18 protein-coding genes are annotated in these 16132 nt (G+C 45.4%); 10 read left to right on the top strand and 8 right to left on the bottom strand.

Annotation, left to right across the window (positions count from 1 at the left end; genetic code table 11):
* Position 1: 1 nt before the first annotated feature.
* From gltA to B5E64_RS08010, 8 genes are all read left to right on the top strand, one after another.
* On the top strand, positions 2-1387 hold the full coding sequence (gene gltA / locus B5E64_RS08050; RefSeq protein ID WP_087168002.1) for an NADPH-dependent glutamate synthase: 1386 nt from the start codon (positions 2-4) through the stop codon (positions 1385-1387).
* 97 nt (positions 1388-1484) lie between these two features.
* Positions 1485-2648 carry an iron-containing alcohol dehydrogenase gene (locus B5E64_RS08045; RefSeq protein ID WP_087168001.1) on the top strand — a complete coding sequence of 388 codons (1164 nt, stop codon included), beginning with the start codon at positions 1485-1487 and terminating at the stop codon, positions 2646-2648.
* Positions 2649-2822: 174 nt separating this feature from the next.
* A complete protein-coding gene (locus B5E64_RS08040) occupies positions 2823-3764 on the top strand; it encodes a 2-dehydropantoate 2-reductase (RefSeq protein ID WP_087168000.1) in 942 nt (313 codons plus the stop codon).
* Positions 3765-3794: 30 nt separating this feature from the next.
* Positions 3795-5837 carry a UvrD-helicase domain-containing protein gene (locus tag B5E64_RS08035; RefSeq protein ID WP_343284054.1) on the top strand — a complete coding sequence of 681 codons (2043 nt, stop codon included), beginning with the start codon at positions 3795-3797 and terminating at the stop codon, positions 5835-5837.
* A gap of 21 nt (positions 5838-5858) precedes the next feature.
* A complete protein-coding gene (locus B5E64_RS08030; RefSeq protein ID WP_087167999.1) occupies positions 5859-6899 on the top strand; it encodes an acyltransferase in 1041 nt (346 codons plus the stop codon).
* Between the two features lie 37 nt (positions 6900-6936).
* On the top strand, positions 6937-7416 hold the full coding sequence (gene rlmH / locus B5E64_RS08025) for a 23S rRNA (pseudouridine(1915)-N(3))-methyltransferase RlmH (protein ID WP_087167998.1): 480 nt from the start codon (positions 6937-6939) through the stop codon (positions 7414-7416).
* A gap of 15 nt (positions 7417-7431) precedes the next feature.
* The gene (locus tag B5E64_RS08020) at positions 7432-8058 is read left to right on the top strand and encodes a hypothetical protein (RefSeq protein ID WP_242960129.1); all 627 of its coding nucleotides are present in this window, start codon (positions 7432-7434) and stop codon (positions 8056-8058) included.
* 207 nt (positions 8059-8265) lie between these two features.
* Entirely contained in the window at positions 8266-8817 is a 552-nt protein-coding gene (locus B5E64_RS08010; RefSeq protein WP_087167996.1) for a GNAT family N-acetyltransferase, read from the top strand.
* A 179-nt stretch (positions 8818-8996) separates the two neighbouring features.
* Here the strand turns inward: B5E64_RS08010 and B5E64_RS08005 are convergent, their stop codons facing one another.
* Both B5E64_RS08005 and B5E64_RS08000 read right to left on the bottom strand, forming a co-directional pair.
* Positions 8997-10295, bottom strand: coding sequence for a tyrosine-type recombinase/integrase (locus B5E64_RS08005; protein WP_002586625.1), 1299 nt, complete (start codon positions 10293-10295; stop codon positions 8997-8999).
* A gap of 107 nt (positions 10296-10402) precedes the next feature.
* On the bottom strand, positions 10403-11077 hold the full coding sequence (locus B5E64_RS08000) for a helix-turn-helix domain-containing protein (protein ID WP_242960128.1): 675 nt from the start codon (positions 11075-11077) through the stop codon (positions 10403-10405).
* 172 nt (positions 11078-11249) lie between these two features.
* Here B5E64_RS08000 and B5E64_RS07995 point away from each other — a divergent pair, with 172 nt between their 5' ends.
* Entirely contained in the window at positions 11250-11465 is a 216-nt protein-coding gene (locus B5E64_RS07995) for a helix-turn-helix domain-containing protein (protein ID WP_002586623.1), read from the top strand.
* 234 nt (positions 11466-11699) lie between these two features.
* A complete protein-coding gene (locus B5E64_RS07990) occupies positions 11700-13136 on the top strand; it encodes a MobA/MobL family protein (protein ID WP_087167995.1) in 1437 nt (478 codons plus the stop codon).
* A gap of 53 nt (positions 13137-13189) precedes the next feature.
* Here the strand turns inward: B5E64_RS07990 and B5E64_RS07985 are convergent, their stop codons facing one another.
* From B5E64_RS07985 to B5E64_RS07960, 6 genes are all read right to left on the bottom strand, one after another.
* Complete coding sequence (locus B5E64_RS07985) at positions 13190-13357, bottom strand: cysteine-rich KTR domain-containing protein (protein WP_074141147.1); 168 nt, start codon at positions 13355-13357, stop codon at positions 13190-13192.
* Position 13358: 1 nt separating this feature from the next.
* A complete protein-coding gene (locus B5E64_RS07980; RefSeq protein WP_002586621.1) occupies positions 13359-13751 on the bottom strand; it encodes an arsenate reductase ArsC in 393 nt (130 codons plus the stop codon).
* 2 nt (positions 13752-13753) lie between these two features.
* Positions 13754-14131, bottom strand: a complete 378-nt coding sequence (locus tag B5E64_RS07975; RefSeq protein WP_002586620.1) for a thioredoxin family protein — start codon at positions 14129-14131, stop codon at positions 13754-13756.
* An 18-nt stretch (positions 14132-14149) separates the two neighbouring features.
* On the bottom strand, positions 14150-15163 hold the full coding sequence (locus tag B5E64_RS07970) for a permease (RefSeq protein WP_002586619.1): 1014 nt from the start codon (positions 15161-15163) through the stop codon (positions 14150-14152).
* Positions 15164-15251: 88 nt separating this feature from the next.
* Positions 15252-15560: a metalloregulator ArsR/SmtB family transcription factor gene (locus B5E64_RS07965; protein ID WP_002586618.1), complete on the bottom strand. Its 309-nt coding sequence runs from the start codon at positions 15558-15560 to the stop codon at positions 15252-15254.
* A gap of 127 nt (positions 15561-15687) precedes the next feature.
* Positions 15688-16065, bottom strand: a complete 378-nt coding sequence (locus B5E64_RS07960) for a TnpV protein (protein WP_002586617.1) — start codon at positions 16063-16065, stop codon at positions 15688-15690.
* Positions 16066-16132: the final 67 nt, after the last annotated feature.

Here is a 16132-nt window from a genome sequence, read left to right as displayed (position 1 = left end):
AATGGGAGACGTATTAAAGAAAGTACCGGTCCGTGAACAGGATCCAAAGGTGAGAGCTACAAACTTTGAAGAAGTATGTTTAGGATATAATGCAGAAGAAGCCATGGAAGAAGCTTCCCGCTGCATCAACTGCAAAAATGCGAAATGTATTCAGGGATGCCCGGTAGCAATCAATATCCCGGCATTCATCAAAGAAGTAAAAGAAGGCGATTTTGAGGGCGCATATAAGACAATCGGTCTTTCATCGGCACTTCCGGCTATCTGCGGACGTGTATGTCCTCAGGAGACACAGTGCGAAGGAAAATGTATCCGCGGTATTAAAGGCGAGCCGATTTCCATCGGTAAACTGGAGAGATTTGTTGCGGACTACGCTCTGGAACATGACATCAAACCGGTTGGAGCAGAAGTGAAAAACGGACACAAAGTTGCCGTAATCGGTTCCGGCCCGGCCGGCCTGACATGCGCAGGCGACCTTGCTAAGATGGGATACGATGTGACTGTATTTGAAGCACTCCATGAACTGGGTGGTGTACTTGTATACGGTATTCCGGAATTCCGTCTTCCAAAACAGAAAGTTGTTGCAAAAGAGATCGAGAAAGTAAAAGAACTCGGTGTTAAATTTGAAACAAACGTTGTAATCGGTAAATCCACAACGATTGATATGCTGATCGAAGAAGAAGGATTTGAGGCCGTATTTATCGGGTCCGGTGCAGGACTTCCGAAATTTATGGGTATTCCGGGTGAGACAGCAAACGGTGTCTTCTCCGCAAATGAGTACCTGACAAGAAGCAACCTGATGAAAGCTTTCGATGACAGCTACGATACTCCGATTGTTGCAGGAAAGAAAGTAGCCGTAATCGGTGGTGGAAACGTTGCAATGGATGCAGCGAGAACAGCACTTCGTCTTGGAGCAGAAGTACACATTGTGTACAGAAGAAGTGAAGAAGAGCTTCCAGCCCGTGTGGAAGAAGTTCATCATGCAAAAGAAGAAGGAGTCATCTTTGACCTTCTGACAAACCCGACTGAAATCGTGACAGAAGACGGATGGGTAAAAGGTATGAAGTGTGTAAGAATGGAACTCGGTGAGCCGGACGCATCCGGAAGAAGACGCCCGGTTGTCATTGAAGGATCTGAGTTTGAGATGGATGTTGATACTGTCATCATGTCTCTTGGAACTTCCCCGAACCCGCTGATTTCTTCTACAACAGAAGGCCTGGAAGTCAACAAGTGGCAGTGCATCGTTGCAGACGAAGAGTTCGGTAAGACATCTAAAGAAGGTGTTTATGCCGGTGGAGATGCTGTAACAGGTGCGGCAACGGTTATCCTTGCCATGGGTGCAGGAAAAGCCGGAGCAAAAGGTATCCACGAATACTTAAAAGACAAATAAAACCGACAGAAATAGAGAAGCGAAGATAGCAATGGGGCTGTAGATATGAATCTGCGGTCCCATTTTATCTTCTGCGCGGAAAACAGGAGGAAACGAGATGCTGACACAATTTAACCATTATCTTCCGGTCAATCTGATTTTTGGTGCCGGAAAGACAGAAGAGCTGGGAAAGGAGACTGCAAAATACGGGCGCAAGGCAATGATTGTTACAGGACAGAACAGTACAAAGCGAACCGGGCTTCTGGACCGGGCAAAGGCGCTTCTGGAAAAAGAGGGCCTGGAAGTCGTGATCTTTGACAAGGCGGAGCCAAATCCCCTTGCCTCTACAGCCATGAAGGGTGCAGCTGTTGCGAAAGAAGAAGGTTGTGATGTGATTGTCGGCCTGGGAGGCGGAAGCATTATGGACTGCAGTAAGGCAGTGGCATTTGCCGCCTGCAATGAAGGAAATATTTTTGACTATATTTACGGGATAAAAAAAGGAGACAAAGCCCTTCCGCTGATTCTTGTTCCGACGACATGCGGAACCGGAAGCGAAGGAAACTGCTTTGCGGTTCTGACAGAGGATGAGACAAAAGACAAGAAGTCTCTTCGGGATAACGCGGTTATTGCAAAGGCATCCATCATTGATCCGGAACTGATGACGACAATGCCGGCTTCTGTTCTGGCATCCGTTGGATTTGATGCACTCTGCCATTGTATGGAAGCTTATCTGAGCAAGATCTGTGACCCGATCACGGAAATTACTGCACTGGAAGGTATCCGACTGATCGGGAATAACCTGCTGACAATTTACGAGGAGAAAAAGCAGGGGATGACAGAACCGTCCAAAATGAATATGGAGGCATGGAGCGCTGTTTCTCTTGCAAGTACCTATGGAGGCATGGTGATTCATCAGGCAGGAGTAACGGCACCGCATGGCCTGGAACATCCGGCAAGCGGTATGCGCAATATCACCCATGGAAGAGGACTTGCTGCTCTGACTCCTGTCATTTACCGCAGGACAATCGATGCGGCGCCGGAGAAATTTGCAGTGATTTCCAAATGCCTGGGAGGAACAAACGAGAATGACTGTGTGAGTGTGATTGAACATCTTCTGGATTGCCTCGATCTTCGCACGACCCTTTCCAGAGAAGGAGTGCTTGCGGAAGACGTGGAATGGATGACTAAAAATGCATTTAAAGTTTCCGCAGCCGGCATTCAGAATCATCCGAAAGTATTTACCGAGGAAGAGGTACGCCGGATTTATCTGGAGGCACTGTAGCAGGAAAAACAGAATGAGATGTAAAAGGAGACACGGAAGCTTTGAGAACAGCTGCAAACTTCCGTGTCTTTCTTGTTATTCTGCAAAGGACCGGAAGTTTCGGCCTTTTTTCTTGGAAAGAGAAAGAAAATAGGGTATAATAATAAGATACATATAATACAAGAGGTGGCTTGAATGATGGAAGAAAAAAAGATGATGATCGTCGGTATTGGAGGCGTAGGCGGATACCTCGCCGGGATGACCGGACAGAAATATAGTAACCTGACACTGATTGCAAGAGGAAAACGTGGAGAGGCTCTCAGAGAGCATGGAGTAGTGCTTCACAGTGATTATAACGGGGAAATGGTAACCAGAGCCGCAGCCGTCCTGGAGAGCGCGTCAGAAGCAGGAGCGGTACAGGATCTGATTTTTCTCTGTGTCAAGACCTATGCGCTGGAGGAAGTATGCAGCACTCTTGCTTCCTGTGTGGATGAACATACGATCATTGTGCCTGTGATGAACGGCGCGGACACCGCACAGAGGGTGCGGGAGTATCTGGGAAAAGGACTGGTCGTAGATTCCGTAATCTACACGACTGCCGCCGCAAATAAAGATTATTCCATCACACAGCTTGGACAATATACAAAAATTATCCTTGGAGCGTCTGATCCGCAGGAGAAGGAAGCAGCACAGGAGGTTTTCAGAGTTCTCCGGACGGCAGGAATCGACTGCGAAGTATATGAGGATGTCAGACAGGCGGTGTGGGAGAAGTATATTTTTAATTGTGCTTACAACGTCATTACGGCGTATTATCTGGAAACTGTGGAGAATATCCGTGACCACGAAGACAGAAGAAGAGAATTTCATACATTACTTGAGGAGGCACTGGCTGTGGCAGAAGCAGCCGGAGTTCACATCAGGGAACATTATATTGATGAAGAATATACGAGATTTCTGGGGTTGAATGAAGGATCTACCAGTTCCCTGAAGCGGGATGTGGAAGCGGGACGCCCATCCGAATTTGAGACATTCGGAGGATACCTGATTAAGACGGCAAAAGAGCTTGGAGTGCCGGTTCCGCTTTCAGAACAGTTTTATGATGGTTTAAAAGAAAAAATAAAAGGGAAGGCAGACTAGAGACTGAAATTAGAAAATGAGGTAGGAAACGTGACAGCAAAGAAGAAAACAACATTGGAAGGCATGAACTTTTTAGATGAAATCAAAGAAAAACTGACAAAGAAAATTGCACAGATGAACGAGGAGATTACAGCCGGGCAGAAAGACATCGAGAGTATGCATGAATATTACTGGGAAAATTATACAGAGATGGACCAGTATGGCTACGAAGATTATGATAATCAGCAGGCTCTTCTTCAGCGTGTCAATGCGAATCAGGATTCTCTGCGTCTGAAGGCGAGATACGAAAAAATGTTGGATTCTCCTTTTTTCGGCAGAGTGGATTTCTGCTATGACGGAGACGACGAGCCGGAAGTATTTTACATCGGAATCGGGAATTTTGCAGAAGAAGCAGGAAAAGTTCCGTTGATTTATGACTGGAGAGCTCCGGTAAGCGGCCTGTTTTATGATTATGATAAAGGACCGGCCTTTTACGAAGCACCGGCAGGAAAGCTGGAGGGAGAAATCACATCCAAGTGGCAGTATAAGATCCGAAGAGGAAAACTGGTCTATGGATTTGAAAGCGATGTCAAAATCGATGATGAGATTCTAAAGCAGGAGCTTGGAACAAACAGCGATGTACAGCTGAAAAATATTGTCCGGACGATTCAGAAAGAGCAGAATGCGATTATCCGGAATACCAACGACAAGATCCTTGTGATTCAGGGAGCAGCCGGCAGCGGGAAAACGTCGGTGGCTCTCCACCGGATCGCCTATCTTTTATACCATGACCGGAAGCACCTGAAATCGTCAAGTATACTGGTGCTTTCACCGAACAGTGTATTTTCCGATTACATTTCCCATATCCTTCCGGAACTCGGAGAAGAGAATATCCGGGAAATGAGTCTGGATCTGTTTGCGTACCGGGAGCTGAAAAAGATTGTTCCGGACTGTGAAGACCGGTATCATCAGATCGAGCACCGGCTTGCAGGAATGGACGAAGCAGAATGGAAACGCTGTCAGTGGAAGCAGTCCAGAGACTGTATTGGAGCGATGGAAGGATTTCTGGCACAGCTGGAAGAATGGCTTGTCAATCTGAAAGGTGTTCATTTCCGTGGTCTGGAAAAGACAGAGGAAGAGATGATCCGCCTCTTTTATTTCAAATTCCAGGAAGTTCCTGTCCTTGCGAGGATGGGAGCAATCATGGAATATTTTGTAGATGAATACGAAACCAGATACAGTACGGAACTGTCGGAAGAAGAAGTGGAGAAGCTGCGGACGAAGTTTAATGCCATGTATACGACAGTGGATGTCTATAAGATCTATAATTGGTTTCTGGAAGAACAGGGACTTCCTCTGCTTCCGGATGTCCCGTATGACAGAAGATATCTTTCTTATGAGGATGTCTATCCGATGCTGTATTTAAAATACCGACTTGAAGGGGCCGGAAAACAGGACCAGATCCGGCATCTGGTAGTGGATGAAATGCAGGACTATTCCTACCTGCAGTATACGATTCTCTCCCTTCTATTTTCCTGTCCGATGACGATTCTGGGAGACCGGGCGCAGACGATGGAGGAAGAGCAAAATGATGTGACACAATTTCTTCCGCAGATCCTGGGAAAACATCTCAGAAAGATCGAGATGAACAAAAGCTACCGCAATACCGTGGAGATTGCCAGATATGCAGAAACACTCGGCGGCATCAAAGAGACAGAGCTTCTGGAACGGCATGGAAAGGCGGTGGAAGAAGCAGAGTTCTCATCCGGGGAAGAACGTACCTCTCAGATTCTGAAACAGGTAAAAACCGGACCGGACGGCTATGAGACAGCGGCGGTGCTTACCATGACAGAACAGGAAGCAAAAGAGATTTATGAGAACATCCGGGAAAAGACAGATCAGGTTCATTATATTGACCGGGACAGCTCCAGATTCGGACGCGGTCTGACGGTTACAACGTTTTACATGGCCAAAGGTCTGGAATTTGATCAGGTATTTACTGCGGCTTGTAAGGAGCAGACGGGCCTGACCAGACAGGCAGAGTACATCTGCGCTACGAGAGCACTGCATGAGCTTTACGTGTACAGAGTCTGATTCCGGACGGAGGAAAAAGGAATGGGGAAAACACAACAGAAAAAACGATTATTGTATATTGATATTTTAAATATACTTGCATGTCTGTGCGTGATTTTTATGCATTGCAACGGGATTGCGCACCAGTATTCCGATACAGCCGCATGGAGACAGAGCATGGTGATCGAAACGATTGCATACTGGGCGGTTCCGGTCTATTTTATGATATCCGGAGCGACGCTTCTGGACTACCGGGATAAATATCTGACCAGAGTCTTCTTCAAAAAGAGGTTTTTGAAGACAGGGATTCCATTTGCCGCATGGACGCTGATCAGTCTGGCATACAAAATCCAGTTTCAACAGATGGAATTCGAGCCGGGTTTGTCCAGTATCGTCAGCCTGTTTACCAATACAACAGCCGAGAATGTGTACTGGTTTTTCATTCCGCTGTTTATGGTTTACCTTTCCATGCCGGTACTGTCGCTTTTGAAAGATTACAAGCATATTCTGCTTTATATGGCGGGGATGGCGTTTTTGGTTTATTCTGTTTACCCGGTCTGCTGTATTGTGTTTCAGATCCCGATGAACGGATCAATACAGATCCCTGTGGCAGGCGGATATATTCTATATGTCATTCTCGGGTATCTGCTTGCAACGACTGACATGACACGAAAGACAAGAATTCTTTTCTATATCCTTGGCCTTGCAGGGGCAGGAATCCGGTTTGGAAGTACGATTCTTGGATCATCAGAAAGCGCCGGACTGGATCAGACTTTCTGGGGATACATGAAATTTCCGGCGGTCTTTCTGGCTGTCGGAGTCTTTGTAGCGGCGAAATACGGACCATGGGACAAGCTGGAAAATACTCCGAAGATCCGCCGGATTGTCACTACTCTTGCCGGAACCGGATTTGGTGTCTATCTGATGCATATGATCGTTTTCCGTATCCTCCAGGATGCGACGGGCCTCAGTATGGAGTCCGGGTGGTGGCGGCTTGTTATGCCGTTTGTGATCTATGGAATCTGTGTGGTACTGGTATTGATTTTGAAAAAGATTCCGGTATTGAAATACATCGTTCCGTAAATGGAGCATTGGAGTAAAAGAGAAAAAGGAGAACAACGTGAAAATAACACTGATTACTGTAGGAAAAATCAAAGAGAAATATCTGAAAGATGCCATCGCAGAATACAGTAAGCGGCTTTCGCGATACTGCAAGCTGGAGATCATTGAAGTGGCTGACGAGAAGACACCGGATCAGGCTAGTGAAGCGGTGGAAGAAAGCATCCGTGATAAAGAAGGGGAGCGGATTTTAAAGTACATTCGGGACGATATGTATGTGATTACGTTGGAAATTGCAGGGAAAATGCTGACATCGGAAGAATTTGCAAAAAAGATCGAACAGCTCGGTGTACAGGGAACCAGCAGCATCGCCTTTGTGATCGGAGGCTCTATCGGACTGGGAAAAGAAGTTCTGAAGCGTTCAGACTTTGCATTAAGTTTCTCGAAGATGACATTTCCGCATCAGCTCATGCGGGTGGTACTGCTGGAACAGATATACAGAGGATACCGGATTATAAATGGAGAACCATATCACAAATAAGTGCGGTTTTCGCACTTGGGTGTGATATGGTGGGAAGTAATAAGGCATGTAAAGTATTTGGAAAAGGAGTGGACAGAGGTTGTTCTGCTCCTTTTTTGCATATGTAAGAAAGAAAATGACAGGGAAATAAACGAATGGTATAATGAAGAAAAGATTAGGCGGCAGATTGGAATTTATGAGCAAGAAGTCCTGATTGACCAGGTTGAAGAAATATTGAGGTGTTTCAAAATGAGAAAAATCAAAATAATTTTGTGTATATCATCCTTAATTGCAATCATATTATCAAGCTGTGGAAAGCAAGGGCCGAACATTGACCTGGCGAGTATTGACATATCCGATATCGATAGCGTTGAACATACAGGAACTACAGGCGGACAGAATGGTGGATATTCATACTCTTTTTCAGAAAGCGAAAGCAACGGATTTATTAAGCTGCTGAATAAAGTGGAACTCGGGAATGTTGTGAATGAAAGAGACGCATTGTCAAACGGATCAGTTTCTTATTATACCCTCTATTATACGGACGGAGAAACACTGACGATTAGTCCGGGACATTATTTTAAGATTGGAGACACTTATTACGAATTCAAGAATTATGATGAATTGTGGGACAAGTTTGTAGAATTTAACAGCATACATTAAAATAATGTGGGTTCTACACTACCGCAGTGGAAAATCAATACAAGAAATAGAAGAAGCAGAAAAATTACTCGGTATAAAATTTTCTAAACAATATCGAGATTTTAATGAGAAATATGGGTATCTGTCTTTTTTCGGTAATGAAATTGGGGGATAGATACGAATAATTTGAGTGGGCTGGAAAGAAATTTGAAAAGGAAGGACAAATTTATGAAACATTGTGGAACGAAAAGGTTAGAGACAAATAGATTGATTTTAAGAAGGTATGCGAATGAAGATGCTGCAGCGATGTATAAAAACTGGGCGTCAGATAAAGAGGTTACAAAATTTCTGATGTGGCCGGCTCATCCGAATCAAGAAGTAAGCCAAAGTGTAATAGAAGATTGGGTAAATCAATATTCTCATGAAAATTATTATCATTGGGCTATTGTTTTGAAAGAAAATGGAGATGAGCCGATTGGCGATATTGCTGTAGTAAATATAAAAGAAGAAATTTCAATGGTACATATTGGTTATTGTATTGGAAGAGCATGGTGGCATAAAGGAATTACGTCAGAAGCATTAAAGGCGGTTATGGATTTTTTGTTTGATGTAGTAGGTGTAAATCGGATTGAATCAAGACATGACCCGAGAAATCCAAATTCGGGGAAAGTGATGAAAAAATGTGGGATGAAATATGAGGGGACTTTACGTAGTGCTGATTGGAATAATCAAGGCATTTGCGACGCCTGCTATTATGCATTGTTAAAATCAGAACGCTAGCTTTATATACTCGCCGGAAGATGTAAAAAGCTTAAAATCTATAAGAAACGATAAATTTGGATTTAACTATCTAATCCTCAAAAACCATTGATTTTTCAAGGCTTCACGCCTGTTTTTCATTCAAACCTTATCTGTTTGCCCTTGTTTTTGCCCTTACGAGCCGAAACAAGGGCAACTTTTTATTCCCCGCCGACCACCTTATCCAGCAGCCTTGCGGAAGTGCGCTTCGCTTCCCTTGTAGAGTGAGCGTAGATGTTCATTGTGGTACTGACATCGGAGTGTCCGAGAAGTTCCTGCACATCTTTCGGCTTTGCGCCGCCGGAAAGCAGATTGCTTGTGTAGGTGTGACGGAGCGTGTGGAAATGGAAATCTTCAAGCCCTTTCACTTTCTTCTTTGCCGCCCTGCACATAATCCCTACCGTACTCGGCGCTTCATACGCCCCGTCTGCTCTCAGGCAGACAAAGGAGATTTCCTTGTAATCCTCCGGGACTTCCTCTGTCCTTTGCAGGCTGTAAACCTCATAATAGGTGCGCCCTTTTTCCTTTACTTCTTTGTAGTAGTTCAGGTGATAAAACTCCCCGTAGCGGAAACGGTTTTTGCGCTGTTCTGTTCTCGCCGCCCGCAGGATTGCCGCCAGCGTGTCGCAGAAATCAACGGTGCGGACTTTGCTCCGTTTTGTCGTTCCCACTTCGGTTGTGTGCCTTGTTCCGTTATAGCGCATGCTTCGGCGTACCGTGAGATATTGTTCCTCAAGGTTAATATCCTGCCAAGTCAAGCCGCATACTTCCCCGATACGAAGCCCCGTGTAGTACGCTATCTGCACAGGCAGCAAGGCGGGATTATCTTTTGCCTTGAGAAATTCCTCCAGCTTTTGGAACTGTTCATGGGTGATAGTAGGAATACTGGAAGTATCTTCCTCACTGTCCGAGAAAATATCCGTTTCCTGCTTCCTGCCCCTCAGCTTCACATACTGCATAGGGTTAAAGGTAATCAGTTTTTTCGGGAAAACCGCAAAGCGGAAGGAATTTTGCAACACCGCCGAGAACAGGAGCATATATCCTTTGCTCATGGGCTTTGAAGTTGTCCCGTCCGGGTTTGTCCCACCGTAGCTCAGAAAATCAATGAACGCCTGCAAATGGTCGGCGGTCACGGTTTTCAGCTTGCGTTTGCCAATGGGATATTGCTTGATACGGTTGACCGTTCCCTGATAGGACATGACCGTCCCGTTGCTTAAGTTGCCGGGTTTCAGTTCTTCCTCTACCCACATATCCAGCATATCGCCTACCGTGATGTTTTCCGCTTTCCCGACAAACTGCTTTTCCTCATAGTCCGCTATCGCTTTGCGGAGCATGGCTTCTGTTTCCGCCTTGCTCTCTGTGCCTGCAAACTCTTTCTGCACTTTTCTGCCGCTTTCATCTTCAATATAAAAGCGTCCGTACCACTTTTTGCCTTTCTTTCTTACAGAACCTTTTGCCATAGATAAAAAACTCCTTTCTATCCGTGGCAATCGGGACTGTGACATATGGTGTGCGTAAAGTAATTGTGTCACTTCCGCCAGTGAAAGTCAACTGGCGTCTTTACTTGTCAAGGTGCCACGGAATTTTCTTTTTCGGAAAGCCTTTCTTCGGCTTCCTCCACTATCCCGAAAAGTGCGCCCATCGACATTCTTGTGCGCCCCTCATCGTGGATATGTAAAATCCCGTCTAAAAACCGTTTCATATCCTCAATCGGTATTTCCATCTTCTTGCGGTATACCTGCTCCATGATTGCCCCGGACTCTATGGCGTACCGTCCAAGAGACTCTTTCAGCCCTTTGTCCTCCGCCACACGGTCAACTTCCTCCATAGCGTCAGCAAAGTAGCAGGTCATAACCGTATACAGGTCAACCATCTTGCCGAGAAATGTCGTGAGAAGCTGCTGGTGCGGCTCGCCCTTTACCGTATGGGAAACTGTGTCCAGATACTTCTTGATGTGTTCCTCAATATCCCGCTGGTAGAGAGTATAGGTGTCATATTCCTTATCATCGGAAAGACCTGTCAGCCATTCGGGAGTTGTGAGCAACGCTTCCGCAAGACCGTTGATAACCATTGTGCGCTTCGGATCAACTCCGTCCGCTTCGTACCGCTGAATGGTGGATTTGTTCACGCCTACACGCCTGCCGAGTTCCGGCATGGTAATGTTTAACTCTGTGCGGCGTTCCTTAATCCGTCCACCGACCTGTTTTGCGGTGAATGTGGTTTCTTTTTTCAAGGTGTTCACCTCCTGACTGGTATCAGTATAACACGCTGATACTTATTTTGCAACCTTTATCTCAATAAAAGTTGTAAATAAACTATGAATGGTTGCAAAATAGGTTGACAAGAGATGGCAGAATAAGTATAATGATAAAACAGTAGTTGCAAAATGAGTATTCTAAAAGGAGGTTGATAGAATGAGCGCAGTCAAAATGGGACTTACCATAGAGGAAGCCGCAGAATGTACGGGTATCGGCAGGAACACCATGCGGAAGCTGGTGGAATGGGGAAAGCTGCCCGTCCTCAAAGTGGGACGCAAGACCATTATCCGCAGGGACACGCTGGAACGGTTTTTGACGGTCAATCAGGGAAGAAATCTTCTGAAGCCCGATGATGTCCGCAGAGTGGAATGACAATCCATTCTCTTTTCGGAAAGTAACCCTAAGCCCTCGGCGTTTGAGAGCGAAATACACCCCTCGCACAAATCTTCGATTTGTACTCCGGGTATTTCGCCCTTGCAGGGGGCTTCCGTATCAACCGCCTGCGGCGTATGATACGGGGCTGTCACCGCTGCCGCAGCGACAGCCGGCAACCGTAAACGGTTGCAAAAAAGGACGCACCTTGACAGCAGAAAACGGAGATGATGTATGCCGAGACACAGTTTTATCCAGATGTCAAAGCTGCCCAATGTCAAAGGGCGAATATCATATATTACAAGCCATGCAAGGCAGGAAAATCTCTATGCCACCTACCGCACCGCCGACAGCACCTTTTGGAGCAACCTTGCAAGGGAAAGCCAGCAGGAGTTTCAGCGCAGCGGCACAGAGGGCAAATGTATCGAAGCAAGGGAACTGATTATCGCCTTGCCCGAAATCTATACGCAATACGAGCCGCAGCAGGTACTCACGGACTTTACAGAGGAGTTCCGCAGGCGGTGCGGTGTGGAGTGCGTGTCCGCCCTCCACCACAACAAGCGCAAGACGAATTATCATATCCATCTGATTTTCAGCGAGAGGAGGCTGCTCCCCGAACCTGATGTGAAGATTGCTTCCCGCAGCGTGTTCTTTGACGAGAATGGAAAGCGTGTCCGCACCAAAAAGGAAATCACGGGGGAGGACGGGCAGATACGGAAAGGCTGTACCGTCATCAAAAAAGGCGAGGTATACGAAAGCCATCTGTTTACTACCAAAGATACACGCTTTAAGGGAGAGCCTTTTCTACGGGAGATAAAGGAAGTGTATACGGAACTTATTAACCGCCATATCTCTGATCCTGAGCAGCACTTAAAGGTATTTGATAAAAACAGCGTCTATCTGCCGACCAAGAAAATCGGCAAGAACAATCCCAAAGCGGACGAAATCAAAGCCGACAATGCCGCAAGACAGGAATGGAACAGGACAGCGGATATGGCGTTATTATCGGGTATCTCCGAAGCGAAGATTTTAGAGGTCAAGCGGACAGAGATACACGAAAAGGCGAGCCAGTCTATCAAAAGCAAGGGCTGGCTGCCGGGTCTGTTCCGCAGTATCGTAAACAAGGCTAAGGACTTCCTGCAAAACTTAATCCGTGAACACGATATGCCGCCGAAGCCTGTCCTTGAAATAGATATGGCAGAGTTCCGTACCATGCAAAAGCTGATGATAAAGGCGCAGGATAAGGCGAAAGAAATCCGGCATTTGCAGGATACGGTACTTCCGAAGCTGAAACAACAGCTTGCCGATACAAAAGGGATTTTCAAGGGTAAGGAGCGCAAGGCGCTCACAGAGCAGATACAGCGGACAGAAAAGGAAATCGCTGAAAAGCTGGATAAACTGCCCGATGTTCTGAAAGAGGACGGTTATCCCGATGTGCAGGCGTACATGGCAACCTACCGTAAGGCGGAGGCTGTTGTGGAGCAGTTCAATCGTGACCTTGCCGCATGGGAGCAACAGGTCAGGGAAAAACAGAAACCCGCCAAAAAAGAGCAGGCAAAGCCGCCTGAACGAGAGAGCGTGCTGAAACGCCTGCGTCAGCTTCAGGCGGAGGGTAAGCAGAGAAACCAGCCGAGACAGAGAAAGAAATCCTTTGACAGAGACAGCCGATAGGCACGAAAAACCGCCGCTATGGTATCACCCATGCGGCGGCATACATAAAAATCTTATTTGTGTTCTGCAAGCGTGACTTTCATATCCTGAGCATTGATGCTTGTTTCCTTTTTGCACTTCGGACAGTAGAGAGGGAAGTTTCTTAATTCTGTATCTTCCCGTATCATTGTGCGAGTTTTATTGCCGCAGATAGGGCAATATATCCATTCTGTGGCTTTCATGTTACTTTTCTAATTTCAAGTCTTTTATTTTTTGAGATATTCTCTCAATGACCTGTATAAAACATTCATCACTTTTGCCCGTCGGATCGGGAAGTCCCCAATTATCATCAAACGCTCTACCGATATAGGGACAACCGACATCACACCCCATTGAAATCGCAATATCGGGCGTAGGGATTTTATCAATCGTCTTGCTATACTGGCTTTGCTCCATATCTATCCCATAAAGCTGTTTCATAAGCCGCACAGCGTCCTGATTGATTTGTGATTTTGTTTCTGTTCCGGCAGAATAGAAATCAAACTTATCTCCCGCCAAATGTTTTCCAAGTGCTTCTGCAATCTGACTGCGGCAGGAGTTATGCACACAAATAAAGGCTACCTTTTTCTTATCCATCGTTAAAACCCCAGCTTGTGCAGCAGAGCAACCACATCAGCAGCTTTCAAAACCTTACCCATAGCAACAACCTTTTCGTTGACAACAAGGGCAGGCATACTCATAACACCGTATTCCATTACTTTCTGCATATCGGTAATGTATTCGACCTCTACGGAAAGTCCCATATCCTTTACCGCCTGCTTTGTGTATTCAAATTGTTCGTGACAGGATTTACAACCTGCCAACACTTTGATACAGCAGATTTCTCCCTCTTTCAAATCAGGACAGCAATCGTTTGTAATGCTTTCTGCTTCGCTGGCAGCACAACCGCAGCTACAAGCGCAAGCAGGTGTTTTCTTTTCTTCTTCCTTTTTCTTTCCAAAGTTAAATAATGCCATAATAATAACCTCCTAAAATTAAACAATTAAATATTGTATTGCGTTGAAAAGATAGCCTACAATAATAATACCAGCAGCACATATTCCAATGAAAATACCAAGCAGTTTCGGTTTGACCGCCTTGCGAAGCATAATCATTGAAGGGAGCGAAAGCGTAGTAACGCCCATCATAAAGGAAAGGACAACGCCGAGCAAAGCACCTTTTGCAAGCAGGGCTTCTGCAATCGGAATTGTACCGAAAATATCCGCATACATCGGAATACCGACTATCGTAGCAAGAATTACGCCAAACGGATTATTTTCGCCAAGTGCTTTGACAATAAATTCTTCAGGAATCCAGTTGTGAATGAAAGCACCAATGCCCACGCCGATCAGAACATAAGGAGCAACCTTTTTAGCGGTTTCAACAACCTGTTCCCACGCAAATTTCATACGGTCTTTGAAATGCAGTTCCTCCTGCGGAACATCAATCGAGTGACCGTTTCGGATATATTCTTCCACTTGATTATCGAGGTGCAACTTTTCAATTAGCGTTCCGCCAGCCACAGCGATTACCAAACCGAATATTACATATAAAACAGCAACTTTCCAGCCGAAAATACTCATCAGTAAGACAAGGCTTCCGAGGTCAACCATCGGCGAAGAAATCAAAAAGGAGAATGTAACGCCAAGCGGCAAACCTGCGCTTGTAAACCCGATAAACAACGGAATGGAAGAACACGAGCAAAACGGTGTTACCGTACCGAGCAGAGCGGCGATGATATTCGCCCATATTCCGTGAAATCTGCCGAGTATCTTTTTAGCTCTTTCGGGCGGGAAATAACTTTGAATATACGAGATAATCAAAATCAAAACGCCGAGCAGTACCATAATTTTTATGGTATCATAGATGAAAAACTGAATACTCGCTCCTATTTTACCCGTGGTATCTAAACCGCAAGCGTTCAAAAATGTTTCAATGAGGCGATTCAGCCAGTTCATACCAAGGACTTCATTTTGAAAAAAGTCCCAAATTGTTTTTAGTGTCTCCATAAAAAGCCCCTTTCATATAGTTATATTGAAATATGTCGATTTATCGTCCCGAATATAAGCCGTGCGGAAAAGCAATCAATAAACTTCCTCACTTTTCACAGCACGACTTGTTTTCGCTTTCAACATCAAGTGTTGTCAACTGCCGCAAACATTCTTTTGCCTGCTCCACACCTTTTTCTGAAATAGAATAGTGTGTCCATTTTCCCTCTTTGCGCCCGACAACTATTTCAGCGTCACAAAGAATTTTCATATGGTGGGAAAGCGTAGGCTGCGTGACATTGATTTCTTCTAGCAACTTGCAAGCACATTTTTCACCTGAACGCAGCAGTTTTATAATCCTAATGCGGTTTTCATCACAAAACGCTTTGAAAATTGCCGCAATTCTTTTTTCATCCATCTCTCTCAATCACCTCCTATAGATAAATGTCTATGTGTTATTATATGCAACACATAGAAAAATGTCAATATATTTTTTTGATTTAAGTGAAACAGCGGTAGGAAAACTAAATCCTACCGCTGTCTTCTTATGCAAAGATGATTTCTTTTTCCACAATCTCCTTTGCACACGCCCGTATGTTATTCATTCTCTGTGTCCATTCCAAAGCGTTTTCCGCCTTTAACTGCTCCGTAATACCCTGCACCCGTTTCATCTGCTCTGTGAGCCTTTCCATGCGTTCCTGCGCCTGCCTGTCGATGTCAGCAAGGTAATTGTTCAGTCTGCCGCTTGTGAACAAGGTTATGTAGGTGGCTCGGCGGTATTCTTTCAGATACCGCAAGTGCCGCTGTCCCCACAAACCAATAGGCTGTTCTTTTTCGGCTGGTAAGATAAGACATGGGATATAATAATCTCCTTGCAGTTCATACCACAGACCATTTTTATCATCGTAAATGTACTTGTCCATTGAAAAATCCTCCGTTATAATATATTCGCACATACATCACAGTTCTCCGATTGCCACACTTTGTTAT

The sequence above is a fragment of the Drancourtella sp. An12 genome (assembly GCF_002160935.1).
In the GTDB taxonomy this organism is placed as follows: Bacteria; Bacillota; Clostridia; order Lachnospirales; family Lachnospiraceae; genus Sellimonas; species Sellimonas catena.
Note: the sequence above shows the minus strand (reverse complement) of the source record. Positions and strands in the feature narration are given on the sequence as shown.

Bases quoted from the DNA above. Each gene is read 5' to 3' on its own strand.
- B5E64_RS07995 (WP_002586623.1), top strand. From the start codon at position 11,250: ATGAGCGCAGTCAAAATGGGACTTACCATAGAGGAAGCCGCAGAATGT.
- B5E64_RS08005 (WP_002586625.1), bottom strand. From the start codon at position 10,295: ATGGCAAAAGGTTCTGTAAGAAAGAAAGGCAAAAAGTGGTACGGACGC.
- B5E64_RS08045 (WP_087168001.1), top strand. From the start codon at position 1,485: ATGCTGACACAATTTAACCATTATCTTCCGGTCAATCTGATTTTTGGT.
- B5E64_RS08010 (WP_087167996.1), top strand. From the start codon at position 8,266: ATGAAACATTGTGGAACGAAAAGGTTAGAGACAAATAGATTGATTTTA.
- B5E64_RS07970 (WP_002586619.1), bottom strand. From the start codon at position 15,163: ATGGAGACACTAAAAACAATTTGGGACTTTTTTCAAAATGAAGTCCTT.
- B5E64_RS07960 (WP_002586617.1), bottom strand. From the start codon at position 16,065: ATGGACAAGTACATTTACGATGATAAAAATGGTCTGTGGTATGAACTG.
- B5E64_RS07985 (WP_074141147.1), bottom strand. From the start codon at position 13,357: ATGAAAGCCACAGAATGGATATATTGCCCTATCTGCGGCAATAAAACT.
- B5E64_RS07990 (WP_087167995.1), top strand. From the start codon at position 11,700: ATGCCGAGACACAGTTTTATCCAGATGTCAAAGCTGCCCAATGTCAAA.
- B5E64_RS08040 (WP_087168000.1), top strand. From the start codon at position 2,823: ATGATGGAAGAAAAAAAGATGATGATCGTCGGTATTGGAGGCGTAGGC.
- B5E64_RS07975 (WP_002586620.1), bottom strand. From the start codon at position 14,131: ATGGCATTATTTAACTTTGGAAAGAAAAAGGAAGAAGAAAAGAAAACA.
- B5E64_RS08030 (WP_087167999.1), top strand. From the start codon at position 5,859: ATGGGGAAAACACAACAGAAAAAACGATTATTGTATATTGATATTTTA.
- B5E64_RS07965 (WP_002586618.1), bottom strand. From the start codon at position 15,560: ATGGATGAAAAAAGAATTGCGGCAATTTTCAAAGCGTTTTGTGATGAA.
- gltA (WP_087168002.1), top strand. From the start codon at position 2: ATGGGAGACGTATTAAAGAAAGTACCGGTCCGTGAACAGGATCCAAAG.
- B5E64_RS07980 (WP_002586621.1), bottom strand. From the start codon at position 13,751: ATGGATAAGAAAAAGGTAGCCTTTATTTGTGTGCATAACTCCTGCCGC.